This is a genomic window from Caulobacter sp. 17J65-9, assembly GCF_010975005.1.
GTDB lineage: Bacteria > Pseudomonadota > Alphaproteobacteria > Caulobacterales > Caulobacteraceae > 17J80-11.
Map to the genome: position 1 here is coordinate 1 of NZ_JAAIVC010000048.1, position 22607 is coordinate 22607.

22 protein-coding genes and 1 tRNA gene are annotated in these 22607 nt (G+C 70.4%); 8 read left to right on the plus strand and 15 right to left on the minus strand.

Annotation, left to right across the window (positions count from 1 at the left end):
• Nucleotides 1-108 precede the first annotated feature (108 nt).
• Nucleotides 109-1509 carry a M28 family metallopeptidase gene (locus tag G3573_RS09530; protein ID WP_163260857.1) on the minus strand — a complete coding sequence of 467 codons (1401 nt, stop codon included), beginning with the start codon at nt 1507-1509 and terminating at the stop codon, nt 109-111.
• Nucleotides 1510-1714: 205 nt separating this feature from the next.
• Here G3573_RS09530 and typA point away from each other — a divergent pair, with 205 nt between their 5' ends.
• The 3 genes from typA (at nt 1715) to G3573_RS09540 (ending at nt 4405) form a co-directional block, all read left to right on the plus strand.
• Nucleotides 1715-3550, plus strand: coding sequence for a translational GTPase TypA (gene typA / locus G3573_RS09535; RefSeq protein ID WP_163260858.1), 1836 nt, complete (start codon nt 1715-1717; stop codon nt 3548-3550).
• A 106-nt stretch (nt 3551-3656) separates the two neighbouring features.
• Nucleotides 3657-3875: a hypothetical protein gene (locus G3573_RS21995; protein ID WP_205598170.1), complete on the plus strand. Its 219-nt coding sequence runs from the start codon at nt 3657-3659 to the stop codon at nt 3873-3875.
• The gene (locus G3573_RS09540) at nt 3872-4405 is read left to right on the plus strand and encodes a cytochrome c (protein WP_205598171.1); all 534 of its coding nucleotides are present in this window, start codon (nt 3872-3874) and stop codon (nt 4403-4405) included. Before G3573_RS21995 ends, G3573_RS09540 begins: the two co-directional genes overlap by 4 nt.
• Before the next feature lie 16 nt (nt 4406-4421).
• Here the strand turns inward: G3573_RS09540 and G3573_RS09545 are convergent, their stop codons facing one another.
• Together G3573_RS09545 and G3573_RS09550 are read right to left on the minus strand one after the other, a co-directional pair.
• Nucleotides 4422-7619 carry an efflux RND transporter permease subunit gene (locus tag G3573_RS09545; RefSeq protein ID WP_163260860.1) on the minus strand — a complete coding sequence of 1066 codons (3198 nt, stop codon included), beginning with the start codon at nt 7617-7619 and terminating at the stop codon, nt 4422-4424.
• Nucleotides 7616-8899 (minus strand): efflux RND transporter periplasmic adaptor subunit, encoded by a 1284-nt coding sequence (locus G3573_RS09550; RefSeq protein ID WP_240454608.1) that lies wholly within the window; start codon nt 8897-8899, stop codon nt 7616-7618. Before G3573_RS09550 ends, G3573_RS09545 begins: the two co-directional genes overlap by 4 nt.
• Before the next feature lie 161 nt (nt 8900-9060).
• Between G3573_RS09550 and poxB the strand changes: the two genes are divergently transcribed.
• Together poxB and G3573_RS09560 are read left to right on the plus strand one after the other, a co-directional pair.
• Nucleotides 9061-10788, plus strand: a complete 1728-nt coding sequence (poxB, locus tag G3573_RS09555; protein WP_163260861.1) for a ubiquinone-dependent pyruvate dehydrogenase — start codon at nt 9061-9063, stop codon at nt 10786-10788.
• A 74-nt stretch (nt 10789-10862) separates the two neighbouring features.
• Complete coding sequence (locus G3573_RS09560; RefSeq protein ID WP_163260862.1) at nt 10863-11426, plus strand: DUF4142 domain-containing protein; 564 nt, start codon at nt 10863-10865, stop codon at nt 11424-11426.
• Between the two features lie 7 nt (nt 11427-11433).
• On the opposite strand, the gene G3573_RS09565 is transcribed toward G3573_RS09560, so the two are convergent.
• The 9 genes from G3573_RS09565 to G3573_RS09605 form a co-directional block, all read right to left on the minus strand.
• Nucleotides 11434-12195 (minus strand): hypothetical protein, encoded by a 762-nt coding sequence (locus G3573_RS09565; RefSeq protein WP_163260856.1) that lies wholly within the window; start codon nt 12193-12195, stop codon nt 11434-11436.
• Nucleotides 12192-13034 (minus strand): DUF2092 domain-containing protein, encoded by an 843-nt coding sequence (locus G3573_RS09570; protein ID WP_163260863.1) that lies wholly within the window; start codon nt 13032-13034, stop codon nt 12192-12194. Before G3573_RS09570 ends, G3573_RS09565 begins: the two co-directional genes overlap by 4 nt.
• Before the next feature lie 168 nt (nt 13035-13202).
• A tRNA-Gly gene (locus tag G3573_RS09575) sits at nt 13203-13277 on the minus strand.
• Nucleotides 13278-13362: 85 nt separating this feature from the next.
• Complete coding sequence (locus G3573_RS09580; protein ID WP_163260864.1) at nt 13363-14277, minus strand: TraB/GumN family protein; 915 nt, start codon at nt 14275-14277, stop codon at nt 13363-13365.
• 55 nt (nt 14278-14332) lie between these two features.
• Entirely contained in the window at nt 14333-14530 is a 198-nt protein-coding gene (locus G3573_RS09585; protein WP_163260865.1) for a helix-turn-helix transcriptional regulator, read from the minus strand.
• A 4-nt stretch (nt 14531-14534) separates the two neighbouring features.
• Complete coding sequence (locus G3573_RS09590) at nt 14535-14954, minus strand: hypothetical protein (RefSeq protein WP_163260866.1); 420 nt, start codon at nt 14952-14954, stop codon at nt 14535-14537.
• 116 nt (nt 14955-15070) lie between these two features.
• On the minus strand, nt 15071-15544 hold the full coding sequence (locus G3573_RS09595; protein WP_163260867.1) for an OsmC family protein: 474 nt from the start codon (nt 15542-15544) through the stop codon (nt 15071-15073).
• Between the two features lie 137 nt (nt 15545-15681).
• Nucleotides 15682-16701 (minus strand): 2'-deoxycytidine 5'-triphosphate deaminase, encoded by a 1020-nt coding sequence (locus G3573_RS09600; RefSeq protein ID WP_163260868.1) that lies wholly within the window; start codon nt 16699-16701, stop codon nt 15682-15684.
• Nucleotides 16702-16776: 75 nt separating this feature from the next.
• The gene (locus tag G3573_RS09605) at nt 16777-17415 is read right to left on the minus strand and encodes a hypothetical protein (protein WP_163260869.1); all 639 of its coding nucleotides are present in this window, start codon (nt 17413-17415) and stop codon (nt 16777-16779) included.
• 156 nt (nt 17416-17571) lie between these two features.
• Here G3573_RS09605 and apaG point away from each other — a divergent pair, with 156 nt between their 5' ends.
• Complete coding sequence (gene apaG, locus G3573_RS09610; RefSeq protein ID WP_163260870.1) at nt 17572-17970, plus strand: Co2+/Mg2+ efflux protein ApaG; 399 nt, start codon at nt 17572-17574, stop codon at nt 17968-17970.
• A gap of 124 nt (nt 17971-18094) precedes the next feature.
• Nucleotides 18095-18484: a hypothetical protein gene (locus G3573_RS09615; protein WP_163260871.1), complete on the plus strand. Its 390-nt coding sequence runs from the start codon at nt 18095-18097 to the stop codon at nt 18482-18484.
• On the opposite strand, the gene G3573_RS09620 is transcribed toward G3573_RS09615, so the two are convergent.
• Nucleotides 18478-19773, minus strand: a complete 1296-nt coding sequence (locus G3573_RS09620; RefSeq protein ID WP_163260872.1) for a lytic murein transglycosylase — start codon at nt 19771-19773, stop codon at nt 18478-18480. The two genes, G3573_RS09615 and G3573_RS09620, sit on opposite strands and share 7 nt — an antisense overlap.
• Nucleotides 19774-19975: 202 nt before the next feature.
• Here G3573_RS09620 and ykgO point away from each other — a divergent pair, with 202 nt between their 5' ends.
• On the plus strand, nt 19976-20101 hold the full coding sequence (gene ykgO, locus G3573_RS09625; protein WP_031448545.1) for a type B 50S ribosomal protein L36: 126 nt from the start codon (nt 19976-19978) through the stop codon (nt 20099-20101).
• A gap of 88 nt (nt 20102-20189) precedes the next feature.
• Here ykgO and G3573_RS09630 read toward each other — a convergent pair whose 3' ends face one another.
• Together G3573_RS09630 and G3573_RS09635 are read right to left on the minus strand one after the other, a co-directional pair.
• The gene (locus G3573_RS09630; RefSeq protein WP_163260873.1) at nt 20190-20666 is read right to left on the minus strand and encodes a BA14K family protein; all 477 of its coding nucleotides are present in this window, start codon (nt 20664-20666) and stop codon (nt 20190-20192) included.
• 124 nt (nt 20667-20790) lie between these two features.
• Nucleotides 20791-22194 carry a M23 family metallopeptidase gene (locus tag G3573_RS09635; RefSeq protein WP_163260874.1) on the minus strand — a complete coding sequence of 468 codons (1404 nt, stop codon included), beginning with the start codon at nt 22192-22194 and terminating at the stop codon, nt 20791-20793.
• Between the last annotated feature and the right edge of the window lie 413 nt (nt 22195-22607).

Genomic DNA, 22607 nt, shown 5'->3' on the forward strand with positions numbered 1-22607 from the left:
CGCTGGTGCGGCTCACCACCGGCGCCGAACTGCGCCTGGCTCGCAGCCGGCGCGAAGAGCTGCGCGCGCGGCTGGAGGCGCGGGCGAGGGGCTGACGCCCCCGCCGCCTTACGGCTTGGCCGGAGCCGCCGCCGGCGCAGCCGACACGAACGCGCCGGCGTCGCCGGGGAACACCACCGGGCTCTCGTAGCCGTCGGCCGACACGGCCGAGACGCCGAAGAACCAGTCGTCGATGTTCACGCCCGGCAGGGTGACGGTCGTGGCGGTCCCGGCCTCGCGGCTGTAGCGCCACTGCGGCTCGGTGGTGCCGCGCCACCAGACCTTGTAGCCGGCCGCGCCGGGCACGGCGGCCCAGCTGATCTTGGTGTCGGGCGTCACCGCGCCCTCGATCTTGACCTGCGAGGGCGGGGTCGGAGCCTTGGCCAGCGAGGCCATGGTGATCGCGTTCAGGCGGGTGACCTGGGCCAGGTAGGGGAAGTCCACGCCGTCGACCGTGTCGCCGTAGGCGACGCCGTTCTCGGTGCGCAGGTTCTGGTGCTGGCGGGTGTAGTTTTCCTGGGCCTCGGTGACCCGCACGGCCGGGAAGCCGGCCTTCAGGAACTCGGTCTGGTCGCCGCCGCGGCCGAACCGGTCGGTGCGGTAGACCATCACCACGTCGAAGTTGGTCAGGTACTGGTCGGCCAGGCCGTCCATGTAGCGGGCGATGTTGCGCGAGGGACTGTCGACCTCGCCGCCGTTGTAGCGGCGCTTGGCGGCCTGCTCCGGCGTCTCGACCGCCTTGGTGCCTTCCGAGAAGACCCGCACGTGGGTGTTGTCGGTCACCCCGCTCTGGCCGTGGCTGTTGCCGACGATGTCGTTGTTGAGGTTGGCCTCGACCTGCCAGCCCTGCGCCTTCGCATAGTCGGCCAGCACCTTGCCGCCCAGCAGCCCCTGCTCCTCGCCGGACAGGGCGGCGTAGACGATGGTGGCCGGGAACTTGTGCTTGGACAGGATGCGGGCGGTCTCGATCACCGCCGCCACGCCCGAGGCGTCGTCGTTGGCGCCGGGCGCGTCGCTCTTGAAGTCCATCACGTCGGTGACGCGCGAATCGAGGTGGCCGGTGATGACGATCACCCGCTCCGGATCGGTGGTCCCGCGCTGGATCGCGACGATGTCCATCACCTCGGTCGGATTGGGCACCCGGTTGTTGGTGAACACCTGCGAGGGCGTGACCACTTCCAGGCAGCCGCCGCAGTCGGCCGAGATCGCGCCGAACTCCTTCTGCACCCAGCGCCGCGCGGCGCCGATGCCGCGCTTGTCCGACTTGGTGTCCGACAGGGTGTGGCGGGTGCCGAACGAGACCATCTTCTCGATGTCGGCCTTCAGGCGCTCGGCCCGGACCTGGGCGGCGATGTCGCGCAGCTCGGCCTGCTCGGAGACCGGCGAGACCGGTTCGGCGGCGAGGGCGGGCGCGGCCAGCAGGGCGGCGGCGAGGACGGCCAAGGAAACGGGACGGGAGACGCGGCGCATGGGGCGGACCTGTTCGTGCTTATGCGGCCGGCACTTTGTCGCTCCAGGCCAAGGTGGGCAAGCCGGCCACGCTTCGCGCGCGTCACGAAAAGGTCGCGGGGCGCGCTCTGGCGGAAATCGCTGTTAGCGGGTATAGGCCGCGCAACTTTTCCTCCCCACCCGTCGCCCGATCCGTGCGGCTCCGTCCGGAAGCCCTTTCGTTCGCATGAACCTCCGCAACATCGCCATCATCGCCCACGTCGACCATGGCAAGACCACGCTGGTCGACCAGCTCCTGGCCCAGTCGGGCGTGTTCCGCGCCAACGAGGCGACGGTCGAACGCGCCATGGACTCCAACGACCAGGAGCGTGAGCGCGGCATCACCATTCTCGCCAAGTGCACGTCCGTTCTGTGGAACGGCAAGGCCGGCGAAACCCGCATCAACATCATCGACACCCCCGGCCACGCCGACTTCGGCGGCGAGGTCGAGCGCATCCTCGGCATGGTCGACGGCTGCGTCCTGCTGGTCGACGCCGAAGAAGGCGTCATGCCGCAGACCAAGTTCGTGCTGGGCAAGGCGCTGAAGATGGGCCTGCGCCCGATCCTGTGCCTGAACAAGGTCGACCGCGCCCACGCCGATCCGGATCGGGTGCTGAACGAGGCCTTCGACCTGTTCGCCTCGATGGGCGCCACCGACGAGCAGCTCGACTTCCCGCACATCTACGCGTCGGGCAAGAACGGCTGGGCGACGATGGACCTGGCCAAGCCGAACGACAACCTGGGCCCGCTGTTCGACCTGATCGTCGACCACGTTCCGCTGCCGGCCGCCACGGCGCGCGCCGACGAGCCGTTCCAGATGCTGTCGGTGCTGATCGAGAGCGACCCGTTCCTGGGCCGCCTGCTGACCGGCCGCGTGCACTCGGGCAAGGCCGTCCCGGGCCTGCCGATCCACGCGCTGGACCGCGAAGGCAAGATCATCGAGCGGGGCCGCATCACCAAGGTGCTGGCCTTCCGCGGCCTGAAGCGCCAGCCGATCGACGAGGGTTCGGAAGCCGGCGACATCGTCGCCATCGCCGGCCTGTCGAAGGCCACCGTGGCCGACACCCTGGCTTCGGTCGAGGTGCTGACCGCCCTGCCGTCGCAGCCGATCGACCCGCCGACCATCTCCATGACCGTGTCGGTCAACGACAGCCCGCTGGCCGGTCGCGAAGGCGACAAGGTCCAGTCGCGCGTGATCCGCGACCGCCTGCTGAAGGAAGCCGAGTCTAACGTCGCCATCCGCGTGACCGAGACGCAAGGCTCGGACGCCTACGAGGTGGCCGGCCGCGGCGAACTGCAGCTGGGCGTGCTGATCGAGAACATGCGCCGCGAAGGCTTCGAGCTGTCGATCAGCCGTCCGCGCGTGGTCTACCGCACCGACGAGGCCACCGGTCAGCGCCTGGAGCCGATCGAAGACGTGATGATCGACGTGGACGACGAGTTCACCGGCATCGTCATCGAGAAGCTGTCGGCTCGTAAGGCCGAGCTGAGGGACATGGGCGCCTCGGGCGCGGGCAAGACCCGCATTTCGCTGAGCTGCCCGTCGCGCTCGCTGATCGGCTACCAGGGCGAGTTCCTGACCGACACCCGCGGCTCGGGCGTGCTGAACCGCGTGTTCAGCCACTACGAGCCGCACAAGGGCGCGATCGAGCAGCAGCGCAAGGGCGTGCTGGTGTCCAACTCCGACGGCGAGACCGCGGCCTACGCGCTGTGGAACCTGGAGGAGCGCGGCTTCATGTTCGTCGGCGCCGGCGAGAAGACCTACCAGGGCATGATCATCGGCGAGAACTCGCGGTCGGACGACCTCGACGTCAACCCGATGAAGGCCAAGCAGCTGACCAACGTCCGCGCCTCGGGCAAGGACGAGGCCATCCGCCTGACCCCGCCGCGCCGCCCGACCCTCGAGCAGGCCATCGCCTACATCGAGGAAGACGAGCTGGTCGAAGTGACGCCGAAGTCGATCCGCCTGCGCAAGTCGGTGCTGAACCCGTCCTTCCGCAAGAAGCGGGTCAAGGAAGACTAAGCTTCAGCCTCACGGCCTGAAAATCGAGAGCCGCCCCGCCGAAACCGGCGCGGGCGGCTTTTCGTTATGGCCTACGGCGGCGCTGGGCCGCCCGGAGGCTTAGCCCATGCGCGTGTCGTCGCTGTGCCTGACTGTGCTGGCCGCGTCGGGCCTGTGCGCCTGCTCCAGCCTGCCCGATCCGTTCACGCCCTATCACTCCCGCCAGTCGACGGCGCAGCAGCCGCACGTGCTGAGCTTCGACCCCAACGTCCGGATGAAGACCGAGGAGGAGTCCTGGCCGGTGGCCTACGCGCAGATGCAGCCGCGCCGGGTGATCAAGCCGTGACGGCCCCAAGAACGATTCTGGCGACCCGGGCGGTTGCCGCGGCCCTGTTCTCCCTGAGCCTGGCCGCCTGCGGCGGGCAGGGGCGGGCGGCGCGCGAGACCCACGACGACCAGCTCGAGCGCGGCCGCTATCTGGTGGCGATCATGGACTGCGGCGGCTGCCACACGCCCGGCGCCCTGCTCGGCGCGCCGAAGAAAGAGCTGGGCCTGTCCGGATCGGATGTCGGCTTCGAGACGCCGGCGGGCGTCGTCTATCCGCCGAACCTGACCCCGCACCCGAGCGGCCTGGGCGACTGGTCGGAGGCCCAGATCATCGCGGCCGTGCGCACCGGCGTGCGCCCGGACGGCCGCCAGCTGGTCTTCATGCCCTGGCCGGCCTACGCGTCGATGACCGACAGCGACGCCGCGGCCATGGCCGCCTATCTGAAGTCCCTGCCGCCGATCGACCACAAGGTCCCGGGCCCGAGCACGGCCGAGACGGCGCCGTCGCCCTACTACTCGCTGGTCGATCCGACAAAGCGGGGCCGCTGATCCCCCGGCCCGCCGGCTACTCGATCTCCTCCGCCTGCTCCGGTTGGTCCAGGCCGCGGTGCTTGCGCGGCTTGGGCAGGCGGTCGCTGATCGCGCGGCAGACCACGTAGAACACCGGCGTGAACAGCAGGCCGAACACGGTCACCCCGGCCATGCCGAAGAACACCGCCGTGCCCAGCGCCTGGCGCATCTCCGCGCCTGGCCCCTTGGCAATGACAAGCGGCAGCACGCCGAAGATGAAGGCGAAGGAGGTCATCAGGATCGGCCGCAGGCGGGTGTGGGCGGCGTGGGTGGCCGCCTCCCAGCGGCTCATGCCGTGCTCCTCGTTCTGGCGGGCGAACTCCACGATCAGGATGGCGTTCTTGGCCGCCAGGCCGATCAGCACCACCAGGCCGATCTGGGTCAGGATGTTGTTGTCCTGGCCGCGCAGGTCGACGCCCAGGATGGCGGCCAGCAGGCACATCGGCACGATCAGGATGATGGCCAGCGGCAGGGTCACGCTCTCGTACTGGGCGGCCAGCAGCAGGAAGACGAACACGACGGCCAGGCCGAAGGCGATCATGCCGGTGTTGCCGGCCGCCTTCTGCTGGTAGGCCAGCTCGGTCCATTCGAAGTTGAAGCCGGCCGGCAGGTGCTCGCGCGCCATGCGCTCGGCCGCGTCCAGGGCCTGACCCGACGAGTAGCCCGGCGCGGTGTCGCCCTGCAGCTCGGCGGCCGGATACAGGTTGTAGCGCACCACCCGGTAGGGCCCCGACGAGTCGAGGATGTTCGCTACCGTGCCGATCGGCACCATCTGGCCGGAGTCGGAGCGGGTCTGCAGCCGGGCGATGTCGGCGGCGTCGTCGCGGAACGGCGCGTCGGCCTGGGCGGTGACCTGGTAGGTCCTCCCTAAGAAGTTGAAGTCGTTGACGAAGGTCGAGCCCAGATAGATCGACAGGGTCTCGAACACCCGCTCCGGCGGCACCCCGACCAGCTCGGCCTTGCTGCGGTCGATGTCGGCGTAGATGCGCGGGGTGGAGGTGTTGAACAGGGTGAAGACGCTGGCCAGGCCGGGCGTCTGGTTGCCCTGCATCATCAGGCCGCCGGCCGCCTGCTCCAGGCCGCGATAGCCGACGCCGCGGCGGTCCTCGATCATCATCTTCCAGCCGCCGCCGGTGCCGATGCCGCGCACGGGCGGAGGCGGGATGACCAGCACGTTGGCCGTGCCGAGGCCGGAGAGCTTCTGGCGCAGCGTGTCCAGCAGCGCCTGGGTGCGGATGTTCTGCTCCTCGCGCGTCTTGAACGGCGCCAGGGTGAAGAAGACCGTGCCGGCGTTGGGCGCGTTGGTGAAGGTCGCGCCGTCCAGCCCGGTGAACCCGGCGGCGTGGGCCACGCCCTTTTCGGCCAGCGCGATCCTGGTCACGTCCCGGACCACCCGGTCGGTGCGGGCCAGGGACGAGCCCGGCGGCAGCTGGACGACGCAGATCAGGTAGCCCTGGTCCTGGGCCGGAATGAAGCCGGTCGGCGTGGCCTGGAAGCGCCAGACGGTCAGGCCCAGAAGCACGACATAGATCGCCAGCATGATCCCGGCGCGCCGGACCGTGCGGGCGGTCAGCCGGCCATAGTGCTCGCCCAGCCAGGCGAAGCCGCGGTTGAAGCCGTCCGCGGCCATGACGAAGGGCTTGCGCCAGCCGCGGCCCCGCTGCGCCTTGGCCTCGTGCGAGGGCGCGCGAAGGATCAGGGCGGCCAGGGCCGGCGACAGGGTCAGGGAGACGATCAGGGATATCGCCGTGGCGCTGGCGATGGTCAGGGCGAACTGGCGGTAGAACTGGCCTGAAATGCCGGCGATGAAGGCGGTCGGCACGAACACCGAGATCAGCACCAGCGCGATGGCGATCAGCGCCCCGCCGACCTCGTCCATGGTCTTGTACGCCGCGTCGTGCGGCGTCATCCCTTCCTCGAGCAGGCGCTCGACGTTCTCGACCACGACGATCGCGTCGTCGACGACGATGCCGATGGCCAGCACCAGGCCGAACAGCGACAGGTTGTTCAGCGACGCCCCGAAGGCGCTCATCACCGCGAAGGCGCCGACCAGCGAGATCGGGATGGCCAGCACCGGGATGATCGCCGCCCGCCAGGTCTGCAGGAAGACGATCACCACCAGGGCGACCAGAAAGACCGCCTCCAGCAGGGTCTTGCGCACCTCGGTGATCGATTCCGCCACGTATTCGGTGGGGTTGTAGATGACCGTGTATTTCAGCCCGGTCGGGAAGTCGTGGCTGGCCTCCTCGACGGCCTTGAGCACGCGGTCGGCGGTGGCCAGGGCGTTGGAGCCGGGACGCTGGAAGATGCCGATGGCCACCGCCTTCTGGCCGTTATCCAGGTAGGCGTTCAGCGTGTAGTCCTGGGCCCCCAGCTCCACCCGCGCCACGTCGCGCACGCGCACCAGCCGGCCGGCCTCGTCGGCCTTGAGGATCACGTCCTCGAACTGGGAGGGGTCGGTCAGGCGGCCTTGCGTCGAAATGCTCAGTTCGAAGGCCGGGCTGCTGTCGTCGAACGGCGGCTGGCCGACCGAGCCGGCGGCGACCTGGGTGTTCTGAGCCTGCAGGGCGGCGACGATCTCGCCGGCGGTCAGGTTGTGGGCGGCGGCCTTGTCCGGATCCAGCCACACCCGCATCGAGTAGTCGCGCGCGCCGAACACGCGCGCGTCGCCCACGCCGTCCAGCCGGGCCAGCCGGTCGCTCAGCTGCAGGGTGGCGTAGTTGGAGATGTACTCCGGCGAGCGCGTCCCGTCCGGCGAGAACAGGTGGATCACCAGCATCAGGTCGGGCGAGGCCTTGCGCACGACCACGCCCAGCCGGTTGACCTCCTCGGGCAGGCGCGGCTGGGCCGAGGCGATGCGGTTCTGCACCAGCACCTGGGCGTTGTTCAGGTCGGCGCCCAGCTTGAAGGTGATGGTGATGGTCAGCCGCCCGTCGGAGGTCGACGAGGAGGACATGTAGAGCATGTCCTCGACCCCGTTGATCTGCTCCTCCAGGGGCGTGGCTACGGTGTCGGCGATCACCTCGGCCGAGGCGCCCGGGTACAGCGCCGTGACCGTGATCGTCGGCGGCGCGATCTCCGGGTACTGGGCCACCGGCAGGTTCGGATAGGCGAAGGCCCCGATCAGGGTGATGATCACCGAGATCACGAAGGCGAAGACCGGCCGGTCGATGAAGAAGTGCGAAAACTTCACCGGTAGCCTCTCGTCCCGGCGACGCTGCCGGCCGAGGCGGGCTGGGTCAGGACCGGCGGCGGGCCCGCGGCCTGCGGCGCCGGCTTGATCACGCCGGCCGTGGTCTTGGCGGTCTGGCCGGGCCGAACCCGCTGGGCCCCGTCGACGATCACCCGGTCGGTTTCGCTCAGCCCCGAACGCACCACCCGCAGGCCGTCGATCACCGGCCCCAGCTCGAGCTTGCGCTGGCCGACCTTGCCGTCAGGCTCGACCACCAGGGCGATCTTGTCGGCCTGGTCGGTCTGGATGGCGGTGTCGGGGATCATCAGGGCCGGGTAGGCCCCCGAGCCCAGCAGGCGCAGGCTGCCGTACATGCCCGGCGTCAGGAACAGGTCGGGATTGTTCACGACCGCCCGTCCGCGGATCGTGCCGGAGCCCAGGTCGATGGCGTTGTCGACGAAGTCCATGTGGCCGCGCCAGCGGTAGACCGTCTCGTCCTGCAGGCGGATCTCGACCGGGTTGGCGATCGTGCGCGAGCTGATGCGCGTGCCGGCCTGGTTGGCGCGCTGGTACTTCAGATAGACGCTCTCCGAGCCGGTGAAGCCGAACCGGATCGGATCCAGCGACACCACCGTGGTCAGCAGGGTCGGGCTGGGCTCGGCCCCGACCAGGTTGCCGACGGAGACCCGCCGGTCCGAGACCCGGCCGGCGATCGGCGAGGTCACCCGCGTGAAGCCCAGGTCCAGGGCGCGCGCCTGTTCGGTCGCCTTGGCCGCCTCCACCGCCGCGTCGGCCGATTGCGCCGTGGCGATCCGGGCGTCGTAGACCGAGCGGCTGACCCAGCCGTTTTTCAACAAGCTCTGCGCCCGGTCCAGCTCCACCTTGGCGTTGGCGGCCGCGGCCTGGGCCTGGGCCACGTCGGCCTTGGCCTGGGCCAGGGCGGCCTGGAACGGGCGCGGGTCGATGACGAACAGCAGCTGGCCCTTCCGGACCACCTGGCCGTCGCGGAAATTGATCGACTGGATGTAGCCCGACACCTGCGGGCGGACGTCGACCTCGTCCACCGCCTCGAACCGGCCGACGAACTCGTCCCAGTCGACGATCTCCTTCACCAGCGGACGGGCGACGGCGACCGAGGGCTGGGGCGGGGCGGCCGGCGCGGGCTTGCGGCACCCGGGCAGCATGGCGACGGCGAACAGGGCGACCAGCGCCAGCGCGAGCGGCCACAGCCGGCGTGGCCAGTACAGGAGCTCGCCCCAGCGGCTGTCGCGTCGCGCGGTGTCGTCCGCCTGGGCCGCCATGCACGTCTCCCGTCCAGCCGCCGAGGCTAGGTCGGGGCGGCGGGGGCGGCCTATCCGGAGAAGGCAGGAGCCCCCGAGGGGAGAACCCTGAGGGTGCGCCGGCGGCGACCCGGCCGCCGGCTCGCGGGTTGTTCGCGCGAACCCCCGACGAGGCACGCGCCATGGCCCACATCACCATCGCCGACCTGCTCGCCCGCACCCTGGCCCAGGCCGGGGTGCGCCGGATCTGGGGCGTGACCGGCGACAGCCTGAACGGCCTGACCGACAGCCTGCGGCGGCTGAGCATGATCGACTGGATGGCGGTCCGTCACGAGGAGGTGGCCGCCTTCGCCGCCGGGGCCGAGGCGGCCATGACCGGCGCCCTGGCGGTCTGCGCCGGCAGCTGCGGGCCGGGCAACCTGCACCTGATCAACGGCCTCTACGACTGTCACCGCAACCGCGTGCCGGTGCTGGCGATCGCCGCCCAGATCCCCTCCAGCGAGATCGGCCTCGGCTACTTCCAGGAGACCCACCCGACGGCGCTGTTCCAGGAATGCAGCAGCTATGTCGAGCTGATCTCTTCGCCCGAGCAGGCGCCGCGCGTGCTGCAGACGGCCATGCGCGCGGCGGTCCAGAAGCGCGGGGTGGCGGTGGTGGTGCTGCCGGGCGACGTGGCCATGAAGCCGGCGCCGGAGGGGGCCGACAGCGGCTGGGCCCCGGCGGCGACGCCGCTGGTCGTGCCCTGCGAAGAGGAGCTGGACCGGCTGGCCGCCCTGCTGGACGGGGCCGAGGCCGTGACCCTGCTGTGCGGCGCCGGCTGCGCGGGCGCGCACGACGAGGTCGTGGCCCTGGCCGACCTGCTGGCCGCGCCGGTGGTGCACGCGCTGCGCGGCAAGGAGCACGTGGAATGGGACAACCCGTTCGACGTGGGCATGACCGGCCTGATCGGCTTCAGCTCGGGCTACTACGCCATGGAGTCCTGCGACGCCCTGCTGATGCTGGGCACGGACTTCCCCTACCGCCAGTTCTATCCGACCAAGGCTGTGGTGGCGCAGATCGACCTGCGGCCCGAGGTGCTGGGCCGGCGCACGCGGCTGGACATGGCGCTGGTGGGCGACGTCGGCCCGACCCTGCGGGCGCTGACGCCGCGCCTGCGCCGGGGACGCGACCGCCGCTTCCTGGCCTCGGCGCTCAAGCACTACGCCGAGGCGCGCGCCGGCCTCGACGACCTGGCGCGGCACACGCCCGGCGACCCGCAGATCCATCCCCAGCACCTGACCCGGCGGATCAGCGCGCTGGCGGCCGAGGACGCCGTCTTCACCGCCGACGTCGGCACGCCCACGGTCTGGGCCGCACGCTATCTGGAGATGAACGGGCGGCGGCGGCTGATCGGCTCCTTCAGCCACGGCTCCATGGCCAACGCCATGGCCCAGGCCATCGGCATACAGGCGGCCGCGCCGGGCCGGCAGGTGGTGGCGCTGAGCGGCGACGGCGGCTTTTCCATGCTGATGGGCGACTTCCTCAGCCTGACCCAGCTGAACCTGCCGGTGAAGGTGGTGGTCTACGACAACGGCTCGCTGGCCTTCGTGGCCATGGAGATGAAGGCGGCCGGCTATGTCGACGCCGGCACCGACCTGAAGAATCCCGACTTCGCCGCCATGGCCCGCGCGGTCGGGGTGAAGGGCATACGGGTCGAGACGCCCGAGGCGGTCGACGACGCGCTGCGCGACGCCTTCGCCCACGACGGCCCGGCCCTGGTCGACGTGAAGACCGCCAAGCAGGAGCTGGTCATCCCGCCGAAGATCCGCCTGGAGCAGGCGCGCGGCTTCAGCCTGTTCCTGCTGAAGGCGGTGATCAGCGGCCGCGGCGACGAGGTGGTGCAGCTGGCCCGCACCAACCTGCGGCTCTGACGGGGAACTTCCCGAGGCCGCCGTCGGCTGATCGCGCGCGACCGCCCCCGGTCGCGGATCACGGGAGCCTTCTCATGACGCGCATCTTCGTTGCGACGGCCTTGTCCCTGGCGCTGGCCGCGGGCGGCGCGGCGGCCCAGACGGCTCCGGCCGCCAAGCCGGCGGCCAAGGCCGCGGCACCGGCGGCCAAGCTGAACGACGCCCAGATCGCTCACATCGTCTACACCGCCGACACCATCGACATCGACGCGGCCAACCACGCCCTGCTGGTGTCGGCCAATCCGAAGGTGCGCGCCTTCGCCCAGGAGATGGTGCGCGACCACACGGCGGTGAACGAGAAGGCCCTGGCCCTGGCCAAATCGCTGAACATGAAGCCCGAGGACAACCCGACCTCGAAGAAGCTGATGGAGCACGCCCAGGCCAAGACCAAGGACATGTCCCAGCTCAGCGGCATGGCCTTCGACCAGGCCTACGCCGCCAACGAGCTGGCCTACCACAAGGCGGTCAACGCGGCCCTGGCCCAGAACCTGATCCCGGCCGCTCAGAACGCCGAGCTGAAGGCCCTGCTGCTCACCGGCCAGAAGCTGTTCAAGGAGCACGAGGCGCACGCCGCCACGCTCGTGCAATCCCTGAAGTAGGCCGCGCTCACCCGCCCGCCGGGGCGGGGACCACCTTGTAGTAGACGCCGTTCGCCCCGTAGGCCGGGGCCAGCCAGAAGTTGCCCGCGCTGCAGAAGTAGGCCGGATAGCTCCCGCGCTGGACCAGAGTGCAGCCGGCCGGCAGGGCGGCGTAGGTGCCGCCGATCGCCGTCGCCTCGCCGGCGGCGACCCCGGCCTCGTAGGACGAGGTGCCGGCCACCGTGGCCACAGCCGCCCCGGTGGCCGCGCCGACCGCGACGTCGGTCGCCACCGCCGCGCCGCCCCAGCAGTCCCAGCACCCGCCTGCGCCGTAATAGCCGACCGGCGCGCCGTAATAGCCGCCGTAGTAGGCGCCGCCGCCGTAGTAGCGGTCGCCGTATCCGCCGCCCTCGGCTCCGCCGTGCCAGTAGCCGCCGGCGTCGCTGGCGTGGGCCGCGCCTTCCGGTCCGACCGCCGAGCCGTGGGCGTAACCGCCACCGGTGCCGGCGTGGGCGACGCCTTCCGGTCCGACCGCCGTTCCGTGTTCGAACCCGCCGGCGTCGCCGGTGTGATACACGCCGCCGCCCGCGGTGCGGCCCCAGTTGCTGTTGCCGTGGAAGTCGTTGAAGCCGTGGAAGTCGCCGCCGTGGAAGCCGCCGAATCCGCCGCCGCCGTGGAATCCGCCGCCGCCGAAGCCGTGGAAGCCGCCGCCGCGGAAGGCCGCCGCCGGCTGGGCGGCGCAGGCCAGGGCCAGCGTCGCGCCGGCCGCCAGAATGATCGCACGGTTCATGGGCGGCCTCCTTGCTTGGCTGGAGCGTTCGCGCGTGGATCGCCCACGCTGGGCGGCAGGAAGGCGATCTTCCGAGCCGCCTGGGCCTTGGGCGAGGTGAATGTCCCCGCGGCCACGGGCGCGTTGACGCGCCAGTTCGAGTACTCGGTCTGGTAGCCCGCCGCTCCCGGCTCGCTGGGATAGTTGGTGCGGATCATGCGCGGCAGCCGGTCCTGGGCCCCGACCCAGATCTGGCCCTGCACCCTGTCGGTGGTCAGGGCGATGACGTCCGTCGGCACGCCGCCGACCACGTTCGACTGGCCGACATAGAAGGCCGACTTCAGGCTCTCGTCGAAGATCGCGCACGGGTCGGAGACGATGACGTCGGCGAACGGATAGTGGATCGCCGCGTAGCTCCAGGCCGCGTCCAGCATGTCGTCGATGTTCGGCGGCGCGTCGGCGACCGCGGCCACCTCCTGGGAGGGCACGTAGGCCGTCACCGTCTTGCCGTCGTAATAGAATTCGTCCGGAACGCCGTCGCCGACCTTGACCACCTTCAGCTTGTTGGGCCGCTCGAGCGTCACGTCGCTCTTGACCGTGTAGTAGAGCGGCTGGCCGTTGCGGGCGGCGCGCTCGTAAGTGTCCACGGCCGTGAACGACAGGGTCTTGGCGTTCTTCAGCGCCGCGCAACTGGCCTTCAGCACGGCCATGGCCTTGGGGTCGATCTTGGCCGGCGCGGTTTGGGCTGACGCGGCGGCCGGCGGCTTCGGCGCGGGCCTGGTCTGCGCCCCGGCGGCGCCTGCGGACAGGGTTACGAGCGCCGCCAGTGCGAGCGCGGTGGAGCTGTTCGGCCTGGCCATCCCTCGGATCCTCCGACGTCAGGCCCGTGCGGGAGCTCGCCCCCTTCCTCCCGCCGGGCGGACGTCACGAGGGGCGGCGTAAACGCATGCGGAAAATGGATCGCCCCGCCGCGCGGAGCAACCGGAGCCGGGCCGCCTAGGGGCGAAACCTGATGGAGCGGGGGATTTTGGAGCGGGTGAGGGGAATCGAACCCCTGACATTCAGCTTGGGAAGCTGACGTTCTACCTCTGAACTACACCCGCGTCCGGAGAGGCGCGAACTTAGCGGATCGGGCGGCGGCTGCAAGCGGGCCGGCGCGGGAAAAGCCGCGCCGGCCGCGCTTTCGGCTCAGAGGCGCTTGGCCTTGACGCCGCGCTTCTTCAGCTGGGCCTGGACGCTGTCGGGACCGGCCAGGTGGCCGCCGCCGACGGCGACCAGCTGGGTGCCCGAGCCCTTCAGCAAGGTCTGGATCTGGTCGGCCCAGCGGATGTTGCGCTGGGTCAGCAGGCGGTCGTAGAGCTCCGGCGCGTCGGCCTTCATCTCGGCGTTCATCACCTTGGCGATGGTGTCGACGTCGCCGGCCTCCCAGGCCTTGGCCAGCTTGTCGAGGACCTCGACGCCGTCGGACGCGTCGTCCAGCGACTGGACTAGGAAGTCGACCTGGTCGGCCTCGGGCAGGTCGGCGAACAGCCGGATCTGCTGCTCCATGGTCTCGAAGCCCTTGACCGTGTCGCCTTCCTTGTCGGCCTGCGCCTTGATCAGCTTGTCGACGCCGTTGTTGGGATCGAAGCCGGCCGCGTGCAGCGGGATGACGGTGAACAGCAGGCCGACGTACCAGGGGCGCAGCTGCTGGAGATTGGCGGGGTCGACGCCGTACTTGCCCGCGACCGCGGCCAGCTTGGCGTTCTGTTCGGGCGTCAGCTTGGCGGACAGCGGCTTGGCCGGGTCCATGCCGTATTTCTGGACCAGCGGGGCCATGGCGGCCGGATTGTCGACGTCCACCATCTCCAGCCACAGCTCCGTGGAGTCGGCGATGGCCTTCTCGATCTTGGGCGTGCGCCAGGCGGCGTCGGACTTCAGCAGGTGGACGGTGCCGACCAGGTAGATGGTGGAGTCCTTGTCCTTCACGACCCAGACGGCCGGTTCGGCGCTGGCGGCGCCCGCCAGCAGGGAGGCGGAAGCGAAGACGCCGAGCGCCAGGCCGGCGGTGCGGTTGGCGATCGGGGCCGCGGCGGCGCGGACTTTCGAGAGCAGGGCGTGCATGGTCGGGTGAGCTTTCCAGGCGATGGGGACGGAATTCAGGCGTTGAGGGGGAGGATCAGGCGGCCTCGTCTTCGAACACGGCCTCGACGGCCAGTCCGAACACGCGGGCGATCTTGAAGGCGAGCGGCAGGCTGGGATCATACTTGCCGGTCTCGATGGCGTTGACGGTCTGGCGCGAGACCCCGAGCCGCCCGGCGAGGTCCGCCTGGCTCCAGTCGCGTTCGGCGCGCAGCACCTTGAGGCGGTTCTTCATCGGCTCACCGGCGCGCCAGCCACCAGCCGGCCCAGGCCACGCCGTAGCCGACCGACTGGCAGACGATGCAGGCCAGGACGCCGGTGGCGAACAGGCCGGCGTCGCCGTGCAAAGGCGCCAGGTCGCGCAGGGGGGTGGACGGCGTGCGTTGCAGGACGATGGCGAGGCCGCCGGCGACGCCCAGGCCGAGCGATCCGCCCCAGTACCAGGCGAACTTGTGGGCCTCGCGGGCGGCCTCGTCGACGGTTCGCCACCACTGCACGCAGTACTTGAGCGAGAGGCCGGCGACGCCGGCGGCCACCAGGGCCAGGCCCAGGTCGACGAAGCCGGGCGCGGTGGAGCGGTGCTGGGTGGCCAGGATCGCGCCGGCCACGCCGGCGAGGCCCAGCGACAGGGTCAGGGCGAGGTTCGCGTTGCGGTTCACGGGCGACTTCCCATGGCGATCATGTCAAGGTTCCTTGGCGTCGTGACAAGGACGCTTTACAGCTTGGCGCGCGAGCGTGTCAAGCGAGCTTGTCACAATGACCAGGATGCTTGTCTTCAGCCGGCCTCGACGCGCACGACCGGCTCGACCCGGACCGGCGCGGTCAGCGAGTTGGCGATGAAGCACTTCTCGTGGGCCTGCGCGTGCAGGCCCTCGGCCACGGCCGGATCGCCGGCGCGGATCGTCACCTCGGGGCGCAGCACGAAGGCTTCGAAGCGGCCGCCGCCGTCGGCGTCCTCGACCATCTCGCCCTCGGCGCGGTCGACATAGGCCGTCACCGTCACCCCGTTCACGGCGCACAGGTGCAGGTACCAGAGCTTGTGGCAGGCGCTGACCGCCCCGACCAGCAGCTCCTCGGGGTTCCAGCGGCCCGGGTCGCCGCGGAAGGCCGGGTCGGAGGAGCCGGGGATGGCCGGCTTGCCGGCGACGGCGATCTGATGGTCGCGATCGTAGGCGTCGTAGCGCGACGTGCCGGCGCCGCGGTCGCCGGTCCATTCCACGGTCACGGCGTAGCGGTGGGTGCGGGACATGTCGCGCTCCTTCTGTTTCCCTCCCCCTCATGGGGAGGGAAAGACGAGGCGACAGCCTCGTCAGGGTGGGGAAGCGGCTCGGGACCCCCACCCGGTCCCTTCGGGACCACCCTCCCCATGAAGGGGAGGGAGAAGTTTCAGCGCCAGCCCCGGAAGTGCTTGGACAGCTTCAGGCCCTGGCGCTGGTAGTGCGAGCCGTCCTGGCCGTAGAGGCGGGTCGGCCGGTCGGTCAGCGGCTCGTAGACCAGCCGCGCCACCGTCTGGCCGTCCTCCAGGATGAAGGGGGTCTCGCGGCCGCGCACTTCCAGCACGCCGCGCGAGCCCTGGCCGGCCGCCTCCTCGGTGCCGAAGCCCGGGTCGAAGAAGCCGGCGTAGTGGACGCGGAACTCGCCCACGGCCGGGTCGATCGGGGTCATTTCGGCCGCTTCCATGACCGGGATCTCGACCGTGTCCTTGGAGGCCAGGATGTAGAACTCGCCCGGATCCAGCAGCAGCTCGCCCCGGCGCGCCTCCAGCGGTTGCCAGTAGTCGCCAGGGTCGTGGCCGTCCTCGTGGTCGAGGTCGACGACCGGCGCGTGCCGCCGCGCGCGGAAGCCGACCAGGTCGCCGGTCAGGTCGACGCCGACGTCGCGCACCGACAGGCGCGGCGGATTGCCGGCCTTCAGGCGCAGCTGGTTCATGCGCGTGCCGGTGCGGGCCAGCACCGAGAAGGTCTGGGGCGCGATCTCCATGTAGAGCGGGCCCTCGTAGCCGGCCTCGACGTCGTCGAAGGCGCGGCCGCGGTCGGTCAGCAGGCGCACGAACACGTCGACCCGGCCGGTGGAGCTCTTCGGGTTGGCGCGGGCGCACACGCCCGGCGGCAGGGCGACGCGCTCCTGCAGTTCGGCGATGTAGACGCAGCCGCGCTCGAACACCGCGCCCTTGGTCAGGTCCAGCTCGTGCATGGCCACGTCGGGCACGCGCTCCAGCACGCGCCGGGCGCCCGGCAGGAAGGAGGCGCGCACGCGCCAGGCGCGCGCGCCGAGCCTCAGGTCGAGGCTGGCCGGCTGCACCTGGTCGGAATCGAACGGCGTCTGGGAGGAGATCGCGCCCTGGGCGATCAGGTCCTCGATGGATTGGCAGGGGAGAATCCCCGCCGAATGGGCGTGAACGGTCATCGGGGGGACCCTCGCCGAGGCGAGGCGTTCCGGCAAGCCTTCGCGTGCGGCTGCGTGACGAAGCGCAGATCGGCGTCAGGGGGGCGGGAGCGGCGCAGGAGCGACCGTCCGATCCCCCGCCTTGCTTGGCGCGTCGGGCAGCCCCGTCAATACGGTGGTTGGGTCACCCCATCGGTAAGTGCCGGCGTTCACCTTGCACTTGAAGTCATTCTCGTTGGCGCGGGTCACGCCGTTCAGGCAGGTGAGAATGCGCCAGTGTGTCTCGCTCGGGTGTTGGGTGAGGTCTACCGGCTGCGGGTTGACCTTGTGCTCCCCTAGCGACCACGGCGGGCCTGCGCCGTTGCGGTCGCACACGCCGCTGTCGTCGATCGGCTTCACCCAGCAAGTATGCTCGGTGCGATTGCAGTAGCCCGATTGAGTTTTGACTTTCGCGTGCCCGAGGGTCTCGTAAACGTCACACTGGTCGTCCCGAACGCAGGAAATCTCCGGCAGAAAATCAGTCCTGCTCTGCAGGAGGCAGGCCCCGCCGTCGCCTCGCGTCGCAATCCCGTCGCCGCTCAGCTTGAGAGTCCAATACGCGTTCAGCTTGTGATCCGCCGACGTCTCAATGCGTCCCGGCTCGGCTTCACACCCGCCAAGAACCGTCGCGCATAATGAGAGTGCAAGGAACAGGCTTGCCGGCCTGGCATGAGCTTCCATGGCGACGTGGGACATCGAATAGTTCCCTCATAAACGAAGTCACATCACACGTTGAACGTGTGCCATATATCGCTTTGCTACAAGTTTATTTGCCTCGCCCTTCGTAACGACCAGCCTCGGAAAACGCGTGGCGACTTGACCGCCGCCGCGGGTCTCTCGATCTAAAGGGGAATGAGTAACGTCTACGAAGCGCAGACCCGCGGCCTGGTGGTCCGGGTCGCCCCCGAGTACCTGCCGGAACATTCAGACCCCGACGCCGGGCGCTGGTTCTGGGCCTACACCATCGAGCTGGAGAACCGCGGCGAGGACGTCGTGCAGCTGATCTCCCGCCACTGGGTGATCACCGACGCGCGCGGCAAGGTCGAGGAGGTCGAGGGCCTGGGCGTGGTCGGCGAGCAGCCGATCCTGAAGCCGGGCGAGGCCTACCGCTACACCTCCGGCTGCGCGCTGGAGACCACCTCGGGCGTCATGGTCGGGACCTACCGCATGGAGGTTGACGGCGGCTGGTTCGACGCCGCGATCCCGGCCTTTTCGCTGGACCTGCCGGGCCTGCGGCGCACGGTGAACTGAGGCCCTTAGGCCCGGCGATCCGACGCCCTTAGGTCCGGAAAAACCGGGAACGGCGGGGTAGGCGCCGCGTTCGCTTCTGTGGGGCGGACGCATCGCAGAGCCCGTTGGGCTCAGGAGGCGCCAAATGCGACGGAAGGCCCTTTTGGGCGTCGTCGTCGCCGCGGTTCTCCCGCTGGCCATACCTGCGACCAGCTACAGCCAGACGCCGGCTCCAGCGCCGGCGCCCGTCAGGAAGCCTCAGGCGACAAACATCCAGCCGCAGTGGAAGGTTCAGCCGACGCCCGCGCCGGCGCCTGCGGCCGAGCCGGCGGTCCCGCAGGTCACGCCGCCGTCCACGCGCGGCTACACCACCAGCGAGTTCGAGGAGCTGCTGAAGCCGCGCGAATGGCCGCGAGTGGACCCGATCAACGGCAATCCGGTGACCGCGCCGATGCGTCAGGACAAAGACTACGGCATGGACTCGCCGCCGGCCTACGAGTCGACGCGGCCGGAAAACCCGCTGGGACCCTACTGAGGCGCGCCGGCCGCCGGCAGGGCGGCTTGGGCCCGCAGGCGGCCGACCAGTTCGGCGGTGAGATAGCCGTCGGCGATCAGGCCGTTGGACTTCTGCCAGGCGCGCAGGGCCGAGCGGGTGCCAGCCCCGATCACGCCGTCCACGCCGCCCGGATCGTAGCCCAGCTGAGCCAGGGCCTGCTGAGCGGCGTAGCGATCGTCCTTCGACAGCGGCTGCTCGGCCGGCCAGGCGCGGCTCAGGCCCGGCTTGCCCTGCATGCGGTCGGCCAGCTGGCCGATGGCCAGCGCATAGGCCACCGAGTTGTTGTACTTGCGGATCACGAAGTGGTTCGGGAACAGCAGGAAGGCCGGTCCCTGCGCGCCGGCCGGCAGCAGCAGGGTGGCCTGGGCGGCCTGGTCCTTGGCGGTCCAGTAGCTGCCGTCGGCGCGCTTCACGCCGCGCGCACCCCATTCGGACGGGGTCAGCTTGTCGCTCTCGGCGACCGAATAGTCGAAGCCCGCCGGCAGGCTGACTTCCACAGCCCAGCTTTCGCCCGGACGCCAGCCGGCGGTGGCCAGCAGGTTGGCGGCGGAGGCGAGGGCGTCGGCGTCGGAGGTCCAGATGTTCGGCCGACCGTCGCCGTCGAAGTCCTGGGCCAGCTTCAGATAGTTCTCGGGAATGAACTGGGTCTGGCCCATCGCCCCGGCCCAGGAGCCGGTCAGGCGCGAGCGCGGGACGCCGTGGTCGCGGATGATGGTGAGCGCGTCCAGCAGCTGGCCCTCGGCCCAGTCGCGGCGGCGGCCGTCCCAGGCCAGGGTGGCGAAGGCGCGCACCACGTCGAAGTCGCCCTGCACTTTTCCGAAGGCGCTCTCCTGGGCCCAGATCCCGATGAGGATCTCGATGGGCACGCCGTAGCGCTGCTCGATCGGCCCGGCCCAGGCGGAGGTGTCGCGGCGGCGCACGCCCTCGGCGACGCGGTCCGAGCTGACCGCGGTCTGCACGTAGCTGCCGATCGGCTTGGAGAATTCGGGCTGCTTGCGGTCCAGCGACACGATGCGGTCGTTCGGCGTGAGACCGCCCAGCTCGCGTTCCAGGAAGGCGCGGTCGAAGCCCTTGGCCACAGCCCGGCGGATGAAGTCGTCCTTCCAGGCCAGGAAGGAGGCGGGCGCGGCGGCGGGCGCGGCCGGGGCCGGGGCTTCGGCGGCCGAGGGAATCGGGGCGGCCGGAGTCGGCGGCGGAACCGGGGTCGTGGAGGTGACCGCGGGGGCGCAGGCGCTGAGCAGCAGCGGCAGAAGAAGGCGGCGACGCATGGTTAAGACCCTAACCGCTGATCCGGCGGCGCTTCAATCACAAGGCTGCGAACGGTTGCGGCATAAAGGCGGGGTTGCAGCAACGGCGCCACGGCCCCGCCGTCGTTGACTCTCGCGCCGCCCGACCCTATACCCGCGCGCTCATCCCGCCCGGCGCTGCAAAGGCGACGGCGGGTTCCTGTTTTTTTGAGGCGCGAGAACGATGAAGGTCCGCAGCTCCCTGAAGTCGCTGAAAACCCGTCACCGGGACTGCAAGGTCGTGCGCCGTAAGGGCCGCGTCTACGTGATCAACAAGACCGACCCGCGCTTCAAGGCCAAGCAAGGCTGAGATCGCTCGCGCGCTCCGGCGCGCGTGACCGGGATCGAACAGGCCGCGGGCTGACGCTCGCGGCCTTTTCGCGTTCCGACGTCGCTCCTCAGCGGCAGGGCCGCACGCGGCCGTCGCGGTCGACCCAGGTGTCGGTGCGCGGATCGTAGTCCCGGTACTGGGAGTAGCAGTAGTCGACATGCCGCGGGTCGGGGCGGGCCCCGACCCCGTCGCCGACGCCCTTCCAGCGGTTGGCGCCCGAGCCGGAGTCGTAGCCGTCGCCCCAGCCGTCCGCATAGCCGTCGCGATAGCCGTGCCGATAGGCGCCGCGGTCGTAGCCGTAGCCGCGGCCGTAGCGCCCGTCGCCGACATAGTCGTACGCGCCGTTGCGGTCGTCGTAGGTGTAGCCGCGCGCCTTGCAGTGACCGCGCGTCGACCAGTAGTCGCACGTGGACCTGTGGCCGTAGTCGTCCGTCTCGATCTGGTCGACATAGCCGCCCGCCGCCGCCGGGGCGGCGGCGAACGCGGTCAGGCCCAGCGTAGTCAAGCCCAGGGCCGCCGTGGCGGCGGCCAGCGTCATGCGCATGGGAAAGCTCCTCCGGTCCGTCCCGAAGGAGAATAACGCCGTTACGCGGAGTTTGGGTCCCGCTAGGACAGCAAAGCTTTGTGATCGCCGTCTTCCCTTCTCCCGCAGGGGGAGAAGGGGAGCATTAGCCGCGGCGCGAGGCGCGCTCGGCCGGGCGCAGGCCTTCGGTCTCGGCGGCGGCGGTCTTCAGGGTCTCGCCGCCCTCTTCGACGTGGTTGCGCTTCTTGGCGACCAGGGCGTCGATGCGCGACTTCTGCACCTTGAACGCCGCCAGGTCGCGGCCGCCCAGGATGGTGCCCTGGGGCACCTTGGCGCCCTTCGGGTTGACCCGCTTGCCCTGGAACCAGACCTCGTGGTGCAGGTGCGGACCGGTCGAGCGGCCGGTGGTGCCGACGTAGCCGATCAGCTGGCCCTGGCGGACCCGCGTGCCGGCCTTGATGCCCGCGCCGAAGCGCGACATGTGCGCATAGCCGGTCTCCCAGCCGCCGGAGTGGCGGATGCGAACCCAGTTGCCGTAGCCGCCCCAGCGGCGCGCCTCGACCACGACGCCGTCGCCGGCGGCCAGGATCGGGGTGCCGGTGCCGGCGGCGAAATCGATGCCCTGGTGCATCTTGGCGTAGCCCAGGATCGGGTGGCGGCGCATGCCGAAGCCCGAGCTCATGCGCGCGCCGTCGACCGGCGTGCGCAGCAGGAAGCCGCGGATGTTCTTGCCGGTCTCGTCGAAGTACTGCGGCGTCGAGCTGCCCGACGGAGTGAAGCGGTAGAAGCGGGCCGGGCCGCCCTTGGCGTCGATCTCGGCGAACAGCAGGTCGCCCGTCTCGATGGTGCGCCCGCTCTCGGTGACCTTGCGGTCGAACACCATGGTGAAGCCGTCGCCAGCCTTGATGTCGCGGCTGAAGTCCAGCTTGTGCGAGAACAGCTTGACCGTCTGGCCGACCACCTTGGAGTTGGCGCCCAGCGCCGCGGCCGAGGCGGACAGCGAACCGTGGATCTCGCCGTCGGCGACCGTGGTCTCGTCGGAGATCTTCTCTTCCAGCTCACGCAGCTTCATCGCGCCGTCGAAGCTGCGCGACAGGGTCAGCGACTTGGCCGGGCCGGTGCGCATGGTCAGGCCGATCAGGCGCGCGGAGCCGCCGCGGCCTTCGCGCGGCTTGGCGATCGCGGCTTCGAAGGCGAGGCCCGCCTTGACGTTGACGGTGTCGACGGCGCTGGCCAAGGCCTGAACGGCCGCGCTGGCGTCCTCGGCCGGCACGCCCGTGCGGCGCACCGCGTCCTCGAGCGTCTCGCCGCGGCGCACCTTCACCGGCACGCTTTCCGGCCGGTCGAGGCCGGGGCGCGTCTCCGCCGAGGCGAAGGCCTGGGCTTCCAGCGCCGACAGGGCGGCGGCGGTCAGCGGCGGCTTCGGCTCTTCGACGTCGAAGGGCTGGAACACGCGCCACGTCAGGGCCGCCACCGCGATCGCGGCCGCAGCCGTGAGCACGTGGGGCGCAAAGCGCAGCGGTCGGCGGCGTGGATCGAACTGAGCCATCGGTCCCCGTCGGCTAACGGCCCCGCGCTCGGCGGCGGCCTTCACTGAAAATCGGACTACGGTATCCCGTCCAGGTTACCGTCGGATGGAAGCATGGCGTTTAGGAACCGTTAACCGCAAGGCTTTTTTGAAGTTAACGGTGGTGTTTGCTGCCTTTTCGCGTGAAGGGCGAGCCACCTGCTTTCAGCTACATTGATGGACCAAACCGCTCGACGGCGCGCGGGACACGCCGTCGCAGGGGCTATATGGTGCCGCTTGAACGGTTCGTGCGTTACCATTCCGCCCGAATTGAGGATCTCCCGCGGCCTTGAGCGACAACGGCGCTTCCAGACCTTCCGCTTCGCCCGCCGCGCGTGCGCGCGCGGCGCGAGGTCGCGACTGGGGCCGGACCAGCCTGCAGGTGCTGGCGGTGG

Bases quoted from the DNA above. Each gene is read 5' to 3' on its own strand.
- G3573_RS09635 (WP_163260874.1), bottom strand. From the start codon at position 22,194: ATGGCTCAGTTCGATCCACGCCGCCGACCGCTGCGCTTTGCGCCCCAC.
- G3573_RS09570 (WP_163260863.1), bottom strand. From the start codon at position 13,034: ATGGCCAGGCCGAACAGCTCCACCGCGCTCGCACTGGCGGCGCTCGTA.
- ykgO (WP_031448545.1), top strand. From the start codon at position 19,976: ATGAAGGTCCGCAGCTCCCTGAAGTCGCTGAAAACCCGTCACCGGGAC.
- G3573_RS09565 (WP_163260856.1), bottom strand. From the start codon at position 12,195: ATGAACCGTGCGATCATTCTGGCGGCCGGCGCGACGCTGGCCCTGGCC.
- G3573_RS09530 (WP_163260857.1), bottom strand. From the start codon at position 1,509: ATGCGCCGCGTCTCCCGTCCCGTTTCCTTGGCCGTCCTCGCCGCCGCC.
- G3573_RS09585 (WP_163260865.1), bottom strand. From the start codon at position 14,530: ATGAAGAACCGCCTCAAGGTGCTGCGCGCCGAACGCGACTGGAGCCAG.
- G3573_RS09615 (WP_163260871.1), top strand. From the start codon at position 18,095: ATGCGACGGAAGGCCCTTTTGGGCGTCGTCGTCGCCGCGGTTCTCCCG.
- G3573_RS09580 (WP_163260864.1), bottom strand. From the start codon at position 14,277: ATGCACGCCCTGCTCTCGAAAGTCCGCGCCGCCGCGGCCCCGATCGCC.
- typA (WP_163260858.1), top strand. From the start codon at position 1,715: ATGAACCTCCGCAACATCGCCATCATCGCCCACGTCGACCATGGCAAG.
- G3573_RS09630 (WP_163260873.1), bottom strand. From the start codon at position 20,666: ATGCGCATGACGCTGGCCGCCGCCACGGCGGCCCTGGGCTTGACTACG.
- apaG (WP_163260870.1), top strand. From the start codon at position 17,572: ATGAGTAACGTCTACGAAGCGCAGACCCGCGGCCTGGTGGTCCGGGTC.
- G3573_RS09600 (WP_163260868.1), bottom strand. From the start codon at position 16,701: ATGACCGTTCACGCCCATTCGGCGGGGATTCTCCCCTGCCAATCCATC.
- G3573_RS21995 (WP_205598170.1), top strand. From the start codon at position 3,657: ATGCGCGTGTCGTCGCTGTGCCTGACTGTGCTGGCCGCGTCGGGCCTG.
- G3573_RS09560 (WP_163260862.1), top strand. From the start codon at position 10,863: ATGACGCGCATCTTCGTTGCGACGGCCTTGTCCCTGGCGCTGGCCGCG.
- G3573_RS09620 (WP_163260872.1), bottom strand. From the start codon at position 19,773: ATGCGTCGCCGCCTTCTTCTGCCGCTGCTGCTCAGCGCCTGCGCCCCC.
- G3573_RS09595 (WP_163260867.1), bottom strand. From the start codon at position 15,544: ATGTCCCGCACCCACCGCTACGCCGTGACCGTGGAATGGACCGGCGAC.
- G3573_RS09550 (WP_240454608.1), bottom strand. From the start codon at position 8,899: ATGGCGGCCCAGGCGGACGACACCGCGCGACGCGACAGCCGCTGGGGC.
- poxB (WP_163260861.1), top strand. From the start codon at position 9,061: ATGGCCCACATCACCATCGCCGACCTGCTCGCCCGCACCCTGGCCCAG.
- G3573_RS09605 (WP_163260869.1), bottom strand. From the start codon at position 17,415: ATGTCCCACGTCGCCATGGAAGCTCATGCCAGGCCGGCAAGCCTGTTC.